This window comes from Herminiimonas sp. (assembly GCF_030655415.1).
Map to the genome: position 1 here is coordinate 326,566 of NZ_JAURVN010000014.1, position 13,898 is coordinate 340,463.

Below are 13,898 nucleotides of genomic sequence, written 5' to 3' on the forward strand. Positions count from 1 at the left end.
TTTAAAGCTGATTCGTTGGATTAACTGAAGTTGATACCAAAATGAAACGCATCGTGAATAGCGGCGACAAGGAAGAACTCAGCCGCTATACATAAATGCGTCCGACCTTCAATCAACATGCAAATACGTGAATTTTTCCAGTTCCATAGATGCTCACAACGCATCTTTGATTTCCTGCATATAATCGCTGCACGTTGCTCCGCTGTTTCGGCGTATGACCTCGCTAGACCCTTAGTAACACACACATCAAGGAATTCTCATGACCATTTCTCTGCACGCCGCTTCTGTTCCTGTTCTCAAACAAATGCTTAACAGCGTCAGCGCCCTGCTCACAAAAACTGAAGAATATGCGACCGCTAAAAACATAGATCCGAATGCTTATCTGCAAGCGCGTCTGTATCCAGACATGTTCCCTCTGATTCGCCAAGTGCAAATCGCTGGCGACTTCGCGCGTGGCGTATCGGCTCGTCTGGCTGGACTGGATGTACCGAAAGTTGATGACAGTCTGGCGACCACATTCGCAGATCTGCGCGCAATGATTGCAGAAACGGTCGCGTTTATCGACGGTATTCCTGCAGACAAAATCAATGGTCAAGAAGCGCGCGAAATCATTCTGCGTCCAGGCACTGCAAAAGAAAGAAAATTCACCGGTCAAGACTATCTGGTGCACTTCGGTCTGCCGCAATTCTTCTTCCACGTGACAACGACTTACGCGATCCTGCGCCATAACGGTATTGAAATCGGCAAGCGCGATTTCATGGGCAATCCTTAATCACTGCATTTTTAAACATCGTAGCTAAATGATGTTTAAAGCAAGTAGGATACTGCTGGCGCTGTCGGCTTTTTTTATGGCTGGCAGCGCCAGTAGCGCATTTGCAGATGCAGGCAATGTCGATGTCAAAATCATTGCCTTCAACGATCTGCACGGCCATCTCGAACCACCACGTTTATCCTTGTTCGTTCCTGGCAAAAACAGCGTCGGCAATTATGTCCCGGTCGGCGGCGCGGCTTATCTGGCCAGCGCAATCAAATCACTAAAGCAAGCCAATCCCAATCACGTCGTTGTTTCTGCTGGAGACATGATCGGTGCGTCACCGCTGGTCTCTGCCCTATTCCTCGACGAACCAACGATCGAAGCAGTCAACGCATTCGGTATTGACTTCAATGCAGTCGGCAATCATGAATTCGATAAAGGCTCGGCCGAGTTGCTGCGTATGCAGAACGGCGGTTGCGCCAAGTTCACGCAGCGCGAACCGTGCGCGCTCAACAAACAATTCGCGGGTGCGAATTTTGGTTTTCTGGCGGCGAATACTTTCAAGCCAGACGGCAAAACCTTGTTCCCTGCTACCGGCATCAAATCGTTCGGAAGCGGCGCGCAGCAAGTAAAAATTGGTTTCATCGGCTTAACGCTGAAGAACACGCCGCACATCGTCACACCGGCCGGTGTTGCCGGACTAAGATTCGCAGATGAAGCAAAGACCGCGAACGCATTAGTACCCCAATTGAAAGCGCGAGGTGCCGATGCCATCGTCGTTGTGATCCATGAAGGCGGCATCACCAATGGCAGCAATGACGAATCCTGTCCCAGCCTGACCGGCGATATCGTACCAATACTTGAACAGCTAGCTCCGGCCATCGATGTCGTGGTGTCCGGCCATACGCATCGCTCCTACATTTGCGATTACGGCAAACGCAATCCGGCCAAACCATTCCTGTTAACCAGCGCCGGTCAATACGGCACCTTGCTTACCGACATTAATCTGAGCATCGATACACGCACACACAAAGTCATCTCAAAATCCGCGAGTAATGTCATCGTGCAGGGAGACGGCTTTGTCAATAATGCAGGCGTGACGATCAAGCCATCGGCAGACTATCCACGTTTTACGAAAGACCGCGAGGTCGATGTGATCATCACTCGCTATGCTGATGCCGCAGCCTCATTGACCAATCGCATTGTTGGTCGATTGACGACCTCTATCTCGCGCCGGCAAGTAGCGTCGGGCGAAAGTCCGCTAGGTAATTTGATCGCCGATGCGCAACTCGCTGCAACGCAATCTACAGAACATGGTGGAGCGCAGATCGCCTTGATGAATCCTGGCGGAATACGTGCTGACTTGCACGTACCGAATGGCGGTGGTGAGATTAGCTATGGTCAGATATTCAGCGCTCAGCCATTCGGTAATAATCTTGTCGTAAAAAGTTTTAGCGGCGCGCAATTACGCGGCGTGCTGGAGCAGCAGTTCAAAAGACTCTCAAATAGCGACGACAGTCCACGCATATTATTCCCATCGGCTGGCTTTACGTATTCCTACGATCTGCATAAACCTTCCGGCGCACGTATCAGTGGGATGCGGCTGCATGGCGCGCCCATTATCGACAAGCAAATCTATCGCGTGACGATGAATAGTTATCTCGCGAATGGTGGCGATCAATTCAGTCTCTTCAATCAGGGCGCGCAACTATCTGGCGGCGAGATGGATGTCGATGCGCTGGAAGCCTATCTGCGCAGTCAGTCGCCGATAACGCCACCTGCAACCAATCGGATTACCCGCATAAACTGACGCGGTTTTTAAAGTAGCTTAAAGATTCTGCGGCAAAAACTTGGAACGTCGACTGATCGTGCTATCAGAAACCTTGAATACTCCATCGCCGGTGTAATGAACAGTGGCAGGATATTTAGGCGTGGTCGCCACATGCGCCTTGACGACCTCGAATATGAAATAGTTGTATTTTCCAACCAAGCTTTTATCGAACAAGCAACATTCCAGATTGGCAAAGCATTCTGTGATTAACGGCGCGCTGACCTTCTCTGCTTTCGCAGCGGTCAGGCCAAAACGGTCGAACTTATCCACCTCAGCACCTGAGCAATTACCAATACCGACAATCTGATCGACCAACTCCACAGTTGGTATATTGATGACGCACTCGCCGCTTTTGCGGATCATTTCAAAACTGTGATTGCCGCTCGCGATAACGCAACCGACCAGCGATGGCGTGAATTCCATCACCGTATGCCAGCCCATCGTCATGATATTGGTCTGCTGCTTCCAACTTGATGTGACGAGCACAATCGGCCCCGGTTCAAGGTGACGCCGGATTTCCGCGAGTGGGAGATTCTTCTTTTTGTATGTCTTCATATGGCAGCCTTTGAAAAACGAAAAAATGGACTTGCTAACTTTTCGACTGCGGACTACGCGCATAGTTGCCTAAGTTTCATCAAAATCAGACTGATTGAACGTATTCCGATTTATTTTTATAGATGATGAATAACATCTATTGCATTTATGACGACTAACATCTATTATTCGAGCAAGTTCAATTTTCAAAGTCTGCCATGCCACGCGTATCCAAAGAACAAACTGATCTCAACCGCTCCGCCATCGAAAACGTTTCTGCGAAACTGTTTCGTGAAAAAGGCTTCAACGGCGTCAGCGTCTCAGACCTGATGGCTGCTGCCGGTCTAACGCACGGCGGCTTCTATGGGCATTTTTCGTCCAAGGATGAATTGGCAGCTGTCGCTTGCGCGAATGCCTTCGATCACGCAGTTGAGCGTTGGAAGAAGCGCGTTGAGAGCGCGAAGGATGAAAAGACTGCATTGAAAACTATCGTCGACAATTACTTGTCGTCGAAAAACGTACTGGATATTGGTAACAGCTGCCCCGGCCCGGCCCTTGCAGTAGATGTCGCACGAGAGGCTCATGACAAGCCGGTGCGCGCAGCCTATCTTGCCGGCACCACGGAACTTGTAGAAATACTGGCGTCGCTGGTCGCGTCCACAGATCCAGCAACCCGCAGAAAAATCGCACTGGCGCAATGGAGCACGATGGTCGGCGCCATGATGCTGGCGCGCGCTACGCATGACGATGCGATCGCGGAAGAAATATTGTCTGCCGCTCGCGCGCAATTGCTGGCCGATACAAATGCCTGACGCATCACCTGATACTGCGCTAAACAAATTCTTGCCGAATCACATATAGGATATTCATGTTCGCTCAATCATTGTCCAGATGGCTGGACCGCAAAGGTATCCATTTTTCCTGGGTGATCGTCGCCATCACCTTCCTGACGATGCTGACTTCCGCCGCCGCGCTCGGATTGCCAGGCGTGCTATTACAACCACTTAGCAGAGAATTTGGCTGGACTACCGACCAGATTTCATCCGCAATCGCGCTACGCTTTATTTTGTTCGGGCTGATCGGCCCTTTCGCCGCAATCTTCATGGAACGCTTTGGCTTGCGTAATGTGATAACCACGGCATTGACGCTGGTTGCGTTGTGCCTCGCTTTGTCGACGCAAATGACGCAACTCTGGCAAATGTTTTTGCTGTGGGGCTTGGTGCTCGGGATTGCGACTGGTATGACGGCCTTGGTGTTAGGTGCGGTGGTTGCCAATCGCTGGTTTGAGAAACGCAAAGGCTTGGTGATTGGATTGTTGACCGCAAGTTCAGCCACCGGGCAATTGATCTTCTTGCCGGTCGCTGCTTGGTTAATCGAACATCACGGCTGGCGTATGGCTGTCGTACCCGTATTTTGTTGCTGCGCTTTGGTGGCAGTGCTGGCCTTCATATTTATCCGCAATCGCCCGAACGATATGGGCATCGTCGCTTACGGCGCTGATCCTAGCGTGGTATTGCCTATACAAGCCGCCGCGGCACACATGACCATGCTTGAACCCTTGAAAGTATTGGCCAGTGTTTCGCGCAACCGTACCTTCCTGGTTCTTGCAGGTACTTTCTTTATCTGTGGCCTGTCCACCAGCGGGCTGATCCAGACGCACTTTATTTCTCTGTGTGGCGATTACGGGATGGCTGCGATTCCAGCGGCAAGTATGTTGGCGATGATGGGCGCCTTCGATTTTGTTGGCACCATTTTGTCGGGCTGGTTATCGGACCGCTATGACAATTGCAAACTTTTGTTCTGGTACTACGGTTTGCGCGGCTTGTCGCTGCTGTGGTTGCCGCATTCGGACTTCACTCTGTATGGCTTGTCGATCTTCGCAATGTTCTACGGACTGGATTGGATTGCGACCGTGCCACCTACCGTCAAGCTGGCGGGTGCAGCATTCGGCAAGGAACGTGCGGGTATGGTGTTCGGCTGGATATTTGCGGCGCATCAAATCGGTAGTGCGATTGCTGCGTACGGTGCAGGTTTGTCCCGCACGATGTTGTTGACTTATACGCCTGCCTTGTACACAGCCGGTGCTGCGTGTCTGTTTGCTGCAGGGATTATTTTCTTGATACGCAAACCGACAAAAGCAGATGTATTAGCTAAGGCCTAGCGTTTGCGCCAGACCGATGCAAGCCAGGGTTGCTGCTCACGCGACAATCCTGGTGGTCGGTAGTAATGTTCGAGTTCGATAAATCCGGCATCCGTCAAAAATTGACGCCAGGCCGGTAATTCAAAGTAAGCACCGTAGCGATCGCCATTCCAACCTTCACGATTTTCACCACGCGGATTGGATGTGAAAAGCACCCCACCCGTTTTGAGTGTCGAATTCAACTGCAACAGCACGCGCGGTAATTCCTGACTTGGCACATGAAATAGCGATGCATTGGCGAACACACCGTCGAATCTATTTGCAGGCAAATCAAGTTTTAAAAAATCCTGTTGCCATACTTCGCACTTCGCATAATCGCGTGCCATCTCGGCAAATTCTGCTGAGCCGTCCAGCCCTACCGGCTGATGGCCAAGCTCGATAAACGTTTTCAAATCACGTCCAGGACCACAGCCCACATCCAGAATATGGAAAGGCGCGGCGACTTCTATGTGCTTTAACAACGATTGAATATTCTGGCTGACGTCATGCGTGCGCGTGCCTTCCCAAAAAGCTGCGGCGCGCTGATTGTAATGATCCAGCGTGACATCGGTGATGTGTCCGAGCTCTTGCGCGTTTAGTTTTTGATCGGGATTTGGCATGCGAATATTTACGTTTCAGCTAGCGATTAACGACGATGGATCTTCATGATCTTTTGATGTTCACGCTGCCAGTCGCGATCTTTCTCGGTGTTGCGCTTGTCGTATTCCTTCTTGCCCTTGGCCAGTGCAATCTCGCACTTCACACGGCCTTGCACCCAGTGCAAATTAACCGGCACCATCGTGAAGCCGGATTGATCGACCTTGCTGGTCAAGCGCTTTATCTCGGCTGCGTGCAGCAAGAGCTTGCGGGTGCGTATCGCTTCTGGATGATCGAAGGCTGACGTACTGTTCAATGCGCTGATGTGCGCGCCGAATAGATAAATCTCGTTGTCGCGCGCGATCACATAGGCTTCTTTCAGTTGCACGCGACCAGCGCGGATTGCTTTGACTTCCCAGCCTTGCAATACGATACCGGCTTCGTATCGATCTTCGATGAAGTAATCGTGAAACGCTTTTCTGTTGTCTACTATTGTCATGGCAATCAGTTTGCTAATGCGAGTGGCGCAGCTTCGATCTGGCTTTCCATCGGTGTCAGCGTACGAATCAGCATGATACTCATGTCGCTGAATTCCTTCTGCATGCATTCGGCCAACGTGCCGTGCCATTCAGCTTCAGCGCGCGTCAGGTTTTCCCAGACTTCGGTCGGATGATCTGGCGACACGCCGTTTTCCAACAAATACGCGGCGATATGCGGCGGCATGAACGAACGTGCTGCGTCCCATGGACAAGGTATGACGATCGCGTTGCGTGCGTCGTTCAACACATGCACAAGATGTTTTTTGAATGGTGTTAGATCACCACGACGATGGAAGGTAATGAAGGTGGTTTCATCGAAACAAACCTTGGCGCGCGAAGCGAGAATTTGAGCCGACGAAATACCAGGCAAGCTTTCGACCGGATGGCCGCAAGCGCGCTCGACACGTTCAAGATATTGAAAGCCGCTGAAGTGAATGTCGCCCATGAAGACAACCACGCATTTTTTGCCTGCATGATGGGCTGCCGCGACCAGATCCAGTTGCGCAACTTGATCGCGATAATTCATCAGTACCACTTCAGCGGTAGCCGGGATGACACTTTCCACAACCTTGATGACGGCATTAAAGCCAGCGACAACATCCGCGTCGCGGATCAATTCCGCGCCACGCTGCGTCAGGTAACCGACGTCGCCGGGACCGGCACCTATACAAATGATCATGCTTGTTTCTTCCTTTTTATACAGCTTTAGTTCTGATTGTTTGTTGCGATGCATGCGCCTGATATTGGCGACAAGATCCTAAGCGCCCAGCTATTCCAGTTGCAGGTCTGCTGCACCGAATGCCCGGGCAGTTGCAGAGCGCGGCTGAGGCGCAGATAATACCGGCAGTGTAACGGTCTGCAGAACATTCTGCACTGACTGCCAATGCACACACACTCCACGCGCATGATTTCTTATCTCTTTGTACTTATCGCCGGCTTGATTGCAGGCAGCATCAGCGGGGTCATCGGTACCGGTGCATCGATCATTCTGCTGCCAATATTGGTGTATACCTTCGGCCCCAAAGCGGCAGTACCGATCATGGCAGTCGCCGCCGTGATGGCGAATCTGGCGCGTGTGATCGCGTGGTGGAAGTTAATCGACTGGCGCGCATTTGCCGCTTACTCGATCACTGGGATACCAGCGGCGGCGATGGGCGCTCGCACCCTGCTCGCCTTGCCTGCGAATCTGATCAATATTTTCCTGGGCGTCTTTTTTATTGCGATGATCCCCGTGCGCCACTGGCTGATATTGCGCAACTTCCGCATGCGCTTGTGGCAACTTTCGGTATGCGGCGCTTTCATCGGCTTTCTTACCGGCTTGGTGTTATCTACCGGACCACTTAGCGTTCCAGCTTTTACTGCATACGGATTAATCAAAGGCGCCTTCATTGCAACAGAAGCGGCCAGCTCCCTCTTTCTTTACGTCAGCAAGGTCATCACGTTTGGTGAGTTCGGCGCGATGCCGCCGGATATTTTCATCAAAGGTTTGCTGGTAGGTGGATCCTTGATGATAGGCACCTTCGCGGGCAAATTCTTCATGCTGAAGTTGAGCGATCAGGCACATAGTTACTTGTTGGATGCTTTGCTACTGTTTTCCGGCTTGTCTTTACTGTGGGCTGCGTACAGTAATACGGCCCAGTCCTTTAGTCACTAGGCACCCCTTCACGATCTAGGTTTGCATATACGATGCAGAGAAATTGCCCAAGACTTTGAACCCGTTAAAATTTGTACTTGCCCTCTATTTTGCTAATAGCAAGATAATAAAATCTTAACATTTGAAAGGTGTTACAGTCGGGAAGCATTCTTATCTGCACATCCCCCTGAAGCACCGCTAGCCCATTCCGTTGGAGGATTTTTTTGAACGACCCTGTATTCGGTCTGGCACGCTTGCGACAAGCTACGCAAGAAATTCATGCAGCATTTGAAGTTGAGTTAAAGGTGGCCAAACCAGCCGCCGGGAAAAACGATTACCGAATTTTCATACAGGCGATGTGGGGTTGGTTATCTCCATTTGAAAAAACCTTGTGGCAAGCAGAATGGCCACACGAAATTGATGCCACCAGCAGAACCGATAAATCGTCATGGTTGCTTAGCGACCTGCGCAGCGCCGGTTTGCAAGACGCCGATATAGCCGCTCTACCACTCTCCTCCTGCAATCTAGATTTGACTTCGCCAGCGGCGCGCTTTGGCGTGGCTTACGTACTTGAAGGCGCGCAACTGGGATCGCAAGTTTTGGCGAAGCGTTTAGGACCGGTCTTGCAACCTTGGCCTGCACGCTGGCTTGCAGGTTATGGCAATGAGTCATCTGCCAAATGGCGCCAGTTTATGCAAAGCGCAGAATCCAATCTCGGCAATGAGGAAGCAAGTCGCATCGCGGCCCAATCGGCACGACAGACATTCAGCTCGTTGCAAACCTGGTTTCATTTGCAAGGCGCAGCGTGATTACGCCTATTTCTTTTACCGGCGGCAATGTACCGGTTGATCAGCAACTGCGATCGCGAGCCGATTCACATCCCAGGTTCTATCCAACCACATGGCGCCTTATTGGCATTCCATCGCGATGGCATATTGGCTATACACAGCGACAATGCCAGCGACTTGCTGGGCTTATTGCCAGGCATAGGCGAAGCGCTGGATCAACGCCATCTGAATCCTCAGGTGCGCGAGGCCTTGCAACATGCGCTCGACTCTGACGATAGGCATGATGATCTGTTCAACATCGATCTGGGTACCGGTACCTTCGATGTTATTTTCAGCTTGTCTGGAAATCTGCTGGTGGTTGAGTTCGAGCAGTACCGCAATACGACCGTATCGCTGGAAGCTTTTCCAGCATTGGCGCAACGCGCAATCGAGCGTATTCAGCGCCAGCAAGCTACTCAGGAATTGATCAATGTCGTCGTCAAGGAAATTCATTCATTGACCGGTTTTGACCGCGTCATGGCGTATCGTTTCTTGCCTGATGACAGTGGCGAAGTGATTGCAGAACGCAAGCGCAACGATCTTGAATCCTTCGTCGGCCAGCGGTATCCGGGTGGTGATATTCCAGCGCAGGCGCGTCGCCTGTACGTGCTTAATCCGCTGCGTCTGATTGCCGATGTCGCCTACAAGCCAGTACCACTATTCCCTAAGAACAATCCATTGACGCAAGCGCCGCTGGATTTGAGCCGCAGCGTATTGCGCAGCGTATCGCCGATTCATATCGAGTATCTGACCAATATGGGCGTCGCCGCTTCGATGAGTATTTCCATCGTGGTCAACGGCAAACTGTGGGGGATGATTGCCTGTCACCACACCTCGCCTTACCTGGTACCGCGCGCAGTGCGCATGTCGTGTCAGCTGTTATCGCAAATCGTTAGCGTGCTGGTCGAGCGCACATTGTGGCAAGAACACGTACAGGCGATCGAGCACTCAGCCACCACGCGTATCAAAATCACCGAGCGCATGATGCAGGCGGGCGATATTCTTCATGCACTAGCGGAACAAGAACCTAACTTCATTGATCTGATGGCTTGCCAAGGTGGCGTCGCGACCATCGATGGTCGTACGGAAAACTTCGGTAAAGCGCCAGAGCCGGCGACTATCACCGCGTTGATTCAGTGGCTGGAAGCAAATCAGGTTGCAGATATTTTCGCCACCGATTCCATCCTGCGCGATGCACCTGCGCTGGTAGAAAAAGGCCTCAATGCATCCGGCGTTCTAGCTGCGCGTTTTCATCGTGAACGCAAGGGTTACATCTTCTGGTTCCGCGGCGAACAAATAGAAAACGTACGCTGGGGCGGCAATCCTGAAAAAATCTATACCACCGGCCCACTCGGCGATCGATTGACGCCGCGCGGTTCATTTGCAGAATGGAAGCAGGAAGTTAAAGGCAAGAGTAGTTCATGGCTAGCTAGCGAAATCGAAATCGCAGGCCAGTTCAGAACCGGTTTGCAGGAAATTGCCTTGAGCAAAAGTACGATGTCAGAACGCGCTCGCGATACCTTGTTTGCGACCTTGGGACACGATCTGCGCGATCCTCTGCAAGCCATCATGATGGCTGCGCAAATGCTGGAGCTGCAGGACGATAGTAATCCGACTAAATCTTCGCTGAGCAAACGCATCGTCAATTCCGGCGGCAGGATGAAACGCTTGATCGCAGAAGTGCTGGATGTCAGCCGCATTCAAAGCGGCCAAGGCTTGAATGTCATACCGGTAGAAACCGATATTCACGCGCTGCTGCACGATCTTCGACGTGAAGTGATGACCGCGCATCCAGGCTTGCAGATTGATCTGGAGTGCGATTCGGCTGGTATTGCGTTGATTGATCCGGATCGTCTGAGCCAGATTATTACCAACCTGCTCAGCAATGCACGCCATCACGGTGATAGGGAAAAACCGATAGGCGTACATGCATCAAGTACTGATGAGATGCTGACGATTTCTGTCTCCAACCACGGCGCGGAAATCGATCCGCACTTATTGCCGAATCTATTCAATCCTTTCAAGCCAACTTCACACAATAATCAACGGCATCCGCAAGGACTGGGGCTGGGTCTGTATATCGTTAGTGAAATCGTCAAGGGTCATCAAGGCAACATCGACGCGAGCTACGCAGATGGAAAAATCACCTTCACGATGAGCTTTCCTAAATAGAAAATCGTTTGCTCGTTCTCGGCATTTTGTCGCTTGAGAGTCGTCGATGAAACAAGAATTTTTCATCGCAGATGCTTCGCATTGGCAAGTGATGAAACTTGCACAAGGTTGACGTATATCTGCAAACAGCTATACTCGACCATGTGCGCAACGATTGCGCATACTGCTTAATTTTTAATCATTATCAAAATGACCATCGCGCCAACTTTCCTGTCGAAACGCATCAGTTCTGCGCCGAACGCGGAAGCCTTGCGCGCGAATTTTCTGCTCGCAATGAGCGCCTCTGCCATCGCACACGGTGTGGCAGAGATCTACACACCATCGTCTTTCACAAGAGACCTCGCCTGCGTCTCTTAGGCTCGGCGAGTAACAGCAGGAACGAAATTTCGTTCCCACACATCACTCCCGAGCCACCCGCCTGAACCTTTCCGTTTGTTGATGCTTGCGTAGTCACGCGCATCGATATTGCATTGCCAATTTTGGCCTGCCTTTGATGGTCGGCCATGGAGAACTATTGCCATGAAAAATCAACGTATTCTGAAACAAAACGATGCCGCCATCCTGAGCCGGCTTGCCGAACAATTACTCCGAGTGGGTGACGTTGAATTCAACGCCGGCGAAGAATTGCAAGACATGATTGCGACCTCGAAAATACTCGCGACCAATACGGAACGTAAAGATTGTGCTGCACTGTATTCAACGGTGACCTATACACCAGCGAACATCGACGACAAACGCACGCTGACGATTGTGTGCCCGCACGAAGCTAATCTGCAGTTAGCACGCGTGTCCGTGCTGTCGCCTATAGGCTTGGCGTTGATAGGGAGAAAATCGTTACAGATCATCGACGTTGTCCTGCCCGGCAATCGGTTGGAAAAAATCAAAATACTTGAGTTGAGTAATGCAGACTTTTTGAACAATGCAGATTTGACTAGCGAGGTGGCGTCATCATGAAACGGGCGAACACACTTTATCTGATTGAAAGACGACGACGCATACGCAAATGCATGCTCACAATCATCGCGATATGGACCGCGTGCATTGCTGTCGTAATCACGCTTGAAGTCGCGTTGGAATAAATCGTGTGGTTCTTAAATGATGATGACAAGTCGACCTGAATTCTCTTGTCATCATCATGCAGTTCAACCTATGACTATGCCGGACTCCGCCAACAAACCTAGAATCCCCTGCCAGAGAATTTCAATACCGATGCACAGCAGAATAAATGCCGACAGGCGTAACACCACCATGGTGCCCAAGCGTCCAAGCAACTCAATCAATCTGTTAGCGGAGTTGTAGCAGAGATAAATCACCAGCGCCGTCAGCGCCGCGCCCAATGCTGCGCTGCCGATGGATACCACCCAATCAAGCGCGCGCGTCGGTGTGTTGGCACCTAGCGTGATGGCGGCAGCGATTGAGCCGGGACCAACCGTCAACGGAAAGCTGATCGGATAAAAGCTGCGAACTTTAAAATCTTCGTCCGACCACACTTCCAATTGATTGGTCGCGACTTGCGTGCGAATCGCATCGTGCGAATTGTCGTTCAACAAGCGCCAGCCGGTTGCCATCACCAGGATGCCGCCGCCTATGCGCACGATCGGTAGCGAGATACCGAAGAAGTTCAGCACATGCGAGCCGATGAACATCGCACCCACCAGCATTAAAAAACAGTTGATCGCTACTTGTCGCGCCAGTCGCTTTTGCGCAATCGGACCGATATTGCCGTGCAGGCTGGCAAAAACCGGCGCGTTACCGAATGGATTGAGAATCGGCAACAAGGTAATCGGGATTAGAATCGCTGCTTTTAAAAATAGAATCAACATGCGTGTACTTCCACTGTGTATGCGCAGCGACCAAGCATCGTCTACACAAGAATAATTAATTAACTTAATTCGTATCGACCGAAAAACCGGCCGCGACCCATGCATCTATGCCGCCGGTCAACGGACGTACGCGCGTGTAACCACGTTGCATTAATTTTTTCGCCAGGCGTGCAGCCGATGCTTCATTCGGACAGGCGCAATAAACAATCACTTCAGAATCCGTCGTGGTGTTCATCACCAATGCACTGATGTCGTCATCGGACAAAACCTGCGCGCCCGGGATTTTGCCGGTTTGACGTGACAGATCGGAACGCACGTCGATGATGGTCGGTGGATTACCAGCTTTCAGCAATTGGTCCAGCTCTTCCACCGTGATGCGCGCCATGCGAAGTTCTTTGATGAATGCATGGCGCTGCCACCATTTCTTCGCGATGTAGACCGCCAAGGCCAAAGCGACCAGCACCAGTCCCCATTTACCCAGACTGGCCAGAATATCCAGCAGATCGGCCACCGCAGAACTAAACAGCGAGCCAAGAAAAATCGCCGAGCCTGCCCATATCGCCGCACCTAATGCATCAAACACGATGAATTTTGCGGGACGCGTACCGATCGCGCCGGCCAGTGCACTCGCGACGGAAGCGAAACCTGGAATGAACTTGGCAACCAGCAATGAGGCTGGGCCGTAACGAACATAAATCGATTCGGTTTGCCGCACGCAGGAATCAGGCGATAGAGAAATACGACACAAGCGCGCCATCACGCTTGCACCATAACGGCGACCGGCTTGATACCACGCAAAGTCTGCAATCAAGGCCGCGACAACGGCAGTCAACAGCAGCATAGGGCCGGAATAGTCACCTCTATCCAGCAAGGCGCCGGTGATCACCAGCGTTGGGTAAGCAGGAACCGGCGCGCCTAATTGTTCTATCAATACATTGCCAAAAACAAACAGCAAGCCGTATTGCTCGATCAATTCCAAAAGAAAGCTCATAATATTTTTCAACAATCA

The 13,898-nt window shown here is 51.4% G+C and carries 15 protein-coding genes; 9 read left to right on the top strand and 6 right to left on the bottom strand.

Annotation, left to right across the window (positions count from 1 at the left end; genetic code table 11):
* Positions 1-259 precede the first annotated feature (259 nt).
* A complete protein-coding gene (locus tag Q7T66_RS10665) occupies positions 260-772 on the top strand; it encodes a DUF1993 family protein (protein ID WP_304933318.1) in 513 nt (170 codons plus the stop codon).
* A 31-nt stretch (positions 773-803) separates the two neighbouring features.
* Positions 804-2,564: a bifunctional UDP-sugar hydrolase/5'-nucleotidase gene (locus tag Q7T66_RS10670; protein WP_304933319.1), complete on the top strand. Its 1,761-nt coding sequence runs from the start codon at positions 804-806 to the stop codon at positions 2,562-2,564.
* Between the two features lie 18 nt (positions 2,565-2,582).
* Here the strand turns inward: Q7T66_RS10670 and Q7T66_RS10675 are convergent, their stop codons facing one another.
* A complete protein-coding gene (locus Q7T66_RS10675; protein WP_304933320.1) occupies positions 2,583-3,140 on the bottom strand; it encodes a flavin reductase family protein in 558 nt (185 codons plus the stop codon).
* A gap of 197 nt (positions 3,141-3,337) precedes the next feature.
* On the opposite strand from Q7T66_RS10675, the gene Q7T66_RS10680 reads away from it, so the two are divergent.
* Positions 3,338-3,931 carry a TetR/AcrR family transcriptional regulator gene (locus Q7T66_RS10680; RefSeq protein ID WP_304933321.1) on the top strand — a complete coding sequence of 198 codons (594 nt, stop codon included), beginning with the start codon at positions 3,338-3,340 and terminating at the stop codon, positions 3,929-3,931.
* Between the two features lie 56 nt (positions 3,932-3,987).
* The gene (locus Q7T66_RS10685; RefSeq protein ID WP_304933322.1) at positions 3,988-5,280 is read left to right on the top strand and encodes an MFS transporter; all 1,293 of its coding nucleotides are present in this window, start codon (positions 3,988-3,990) and stop codon (positions 5,278-5,280) included.
* Here the strand turns inward: Q7T66_RS10685 and Q7T66_RS10690 are convergent.
* The 3 genes from Q7T66_RS10690 to Q7T66_RS10700 are packed head-to-tail and all read right to left on the bottom strand — an operon-like array spanning position 5,277 to position 7,167.
* Complete coding sequence (locus Q7T66_RS10690; protein WP_304933323.1) at positions 5,277-5,918, bottom strand: bifunctional 2-polyprenyl-6-hydroxyphenol methylase/3-demethylubiquinol 3-O-methyltransferase UbiG; 642 nt, start codon at positions 5,916-5,918, stop codon at positions 5,277-5,279. The two genes, Q7T66_RS10685 and Q7T66_RS10690, sit on opposite strands and share 4 nt — an antisense overlap.
* A gap of 26 nt (positions 5,919-5,944) precedes the next feature.
* A complete protein-coding gene (smpB, locus tag Q7T66_RS10695; RefSeq protein WP_304933324.1) occupies positions 5,945-6,394 on the bottom strand; it encodes an SsrA-binding protein SmpB in 450 nt (149 codons plus the stop codon).
* 5 nt (positions 6,395-6,399) lie between these two features.
* Complete coding sequence (locus Q7T66_RS10700; protein ID WP_304933325.1) at positions 6,400-7,167, bottom strand: cobalt-precorrin-7 (C(5))-methyltransferase; 768 nt, start codon at positions 7,165-7,167, stop codon at positions 6,400-6,402.
* Between the two features lie 171 nt (positions 7,168-7,338).
* On the opposite strand from Q7T66_RS10700, the gene Q7T66_RS10705 reads away from it, so the two are divergent.
* The 5 genes from Q7T66_RS10705 (at position 7,339) to Q7T66_RS10725 (ending at position 12,020) form a co-directional block, all read left to right on the top strand.
* The gene (locus Q7T66_RS10705; RefSeq protein ID WP_304933326.1) at positions 7,339-8,088 is read left to right on the top strand and encodes a sulfite exporter TauE/SafE family protein; all 750 of its coding nucleotides are present in this window, start codon (positions 7,339-7,341) and stop codon (positions 8,086-8,088) included.
* A gap of 203 nt (positions 8,089-8,291) precedes the next feature.
* On the top strand, positions 8,292-8,876 hold the full coding sequence (locus tag Q7T66_RS10710; RefSeq protein WP_304933327.1) for a biliverdin-producing heme oxygenase: 585 nt from the start codon (positions 8,292-8,294) through the stop codon (positions 8,874-8,876).
* Positions 8,877-8,903: 27 nt separating this feature from the next.
* Positions 8,904-11,066, top strand: coding sequence for an ATP-binding protein (locus Q7T66_RS10715; protein ID WP_304933328.1), 2,163 nt, complete (start codon positions 8,904-8,906; stop codon positions 11,064-11,066).
* 189 nt (positions 11,067-11,255) lie between these two features.
* On the top strand, positions 11,256-11,423 hold the full coding sequence (locus Q7T66_RS10720; RefSeq protein ID WP_304933329.1) for a hypothetical protein: 168 nt from the start codon (positions 11,256-11,258) through the stop codon (positions 11,421-11,423).
* Positions 11,424-11,585: 162 nt separating this feature from the next.
* Positions 11,586-12,020, top strand: coding sequence for a GreA/GreB family elongation factor (locus Q7T66_RS10725; RefSeq protein WP_304933330.1), 435 nt, complete (start codon positions 11,586-11,588; stop codon positions 12,018-12,020).
* 188 nt (positions 12,021-12,208) lie between these two features.
* On the opposite strand, the gene Q7T66_RS10730 is transcribed toward Q7T66_RS10725, so the two are convergent.
* Together Q7T66_RS10730 and Q7T66_RS10735 are read right to left on the bottom strand one after the other, a co-directional pair.
* Positions 12,209-12,889 (bottom strand): MarC family protein, encoded by a 681-nt coding sequence (locus tag Q7T66_RS10730; protein ID WP_304933331.1) that lies wholly within the window; start codon positions 12,887-12,889, stop codon positions 12,209-12,211.
* 64 nt (positions 12,890-12,953) lie between these two features.
* On the bottom strand, positions 12,954-13,880 hold the full coding sequence (locus tag Q7T66_RS10735) for a DedA family protein/thiosulfate sulfurtransferase GlpE (protein WP_304933332.1): 927 nt from the start codon (positions 13,878-13,880) through the stop codon (positions 12,954-12,956).
* Positions 13,881-13,898 lie beyond the last annotated feature (18 nt).

Bases quoted from the DNA above. Each gene is read 5' to 3' on its own strand.
- Q7T66_RS10675 (WP_304933320.1), bottom strand. From the start codon at position 3,140: ATGAAGACATACAAAAAGAAGAATCTCCCACTCGCGGAAATCCGGCGT.
- Q7T66_RS10705 (WP_304933326.1), top strand. From the start codon at position 7,339: ATGATTTCTTATCTCTTTGTACTTATCGCCGGCTTGATTGCAGGCAGC.
- Q7T66_RS10720 (WP_304933329.1), top strand. From the start codon at position 11,256: ATGACCATCGCGCCAACTTTCCTGTCGAAACGCATCAGTTCTGCGCCG.
- Q7T66_RS10670 (WP_304933319.1), top strand. From the start codon at position 804: ATGTTTAAAGCAAGTAGGATACTGCTGGCGCTGTCGGCTTTTTTTATG.
- Q7T66_RS10725 (WP_304933330.1), top strand. From the start codon at position 11,586: ATGAAAAATCAACGTATTCTGAAACAAAACGATGCCGCCATCCTGAGC.
- Q7T66_RS10735 (WP_304933332.1), bottom strand. From the start codon at position 13,880: ATGAGCTTTCTTTTGGAATTGATCGAGCAATACGGCTTGCTGTTTGTT.
- Q7T66_RS10680 (WP_304933321.1), top strand. From the start codon at position 3,338: ATGCCACGCGTATCCAAAGAACAAACTGATCTCAACCGCTCCGCCATC.
- smpB (WP_304933324.1), bottom strand. From the start codon at position 6,394: ATGACAATAGTAGACAACAGAAAAGCGTTTCACGATTACTTCATCGAA.
- Q7T66_RS10715 (WP_304933328.1), top strand. From the start codon at position 8,904: ATGTACCGGTTGATCAGCAACTGCGATCGCGAGCCGATTCACATCCCA.
- Q7T66_RS10665 (WP_304933318.1), top strand. From the start codon at position 260: ATGACCATTTCTCTGCACGCCGCTTCTGTTCCTGTTCTCAAACAAATG.
- Q7T66_RS10730 (WP_304933331.1), bottom strand. From the start codon at position 12,889: ATGTTGATTCTATTTTTAAAAGCAGCGATTCTAATCCCGATTACCTTG.
- Q7T66_RS10685 (WP_304933322.1), top strand. From the start codon at position 3,988: ATGTTCGCTCAATCATTGTCCAGATGGCTGGACCGCAAAGGTATCCAT.
- Q7T66_RS10700 (WP_304933325.1), bottom strand. From the start codon at position 7,167: ATGCATCGCAACAAACAATCAGAACTAAAGCTGTATAAAAAGGAAGAA.
- Q7T66_RS10690 (WP_304933323.1), bottom strand. From the start codon at position 5,918: ATGCCAAATCCCGATCAAAAACTAAACGCGCAAGAGCTCGGACACATC.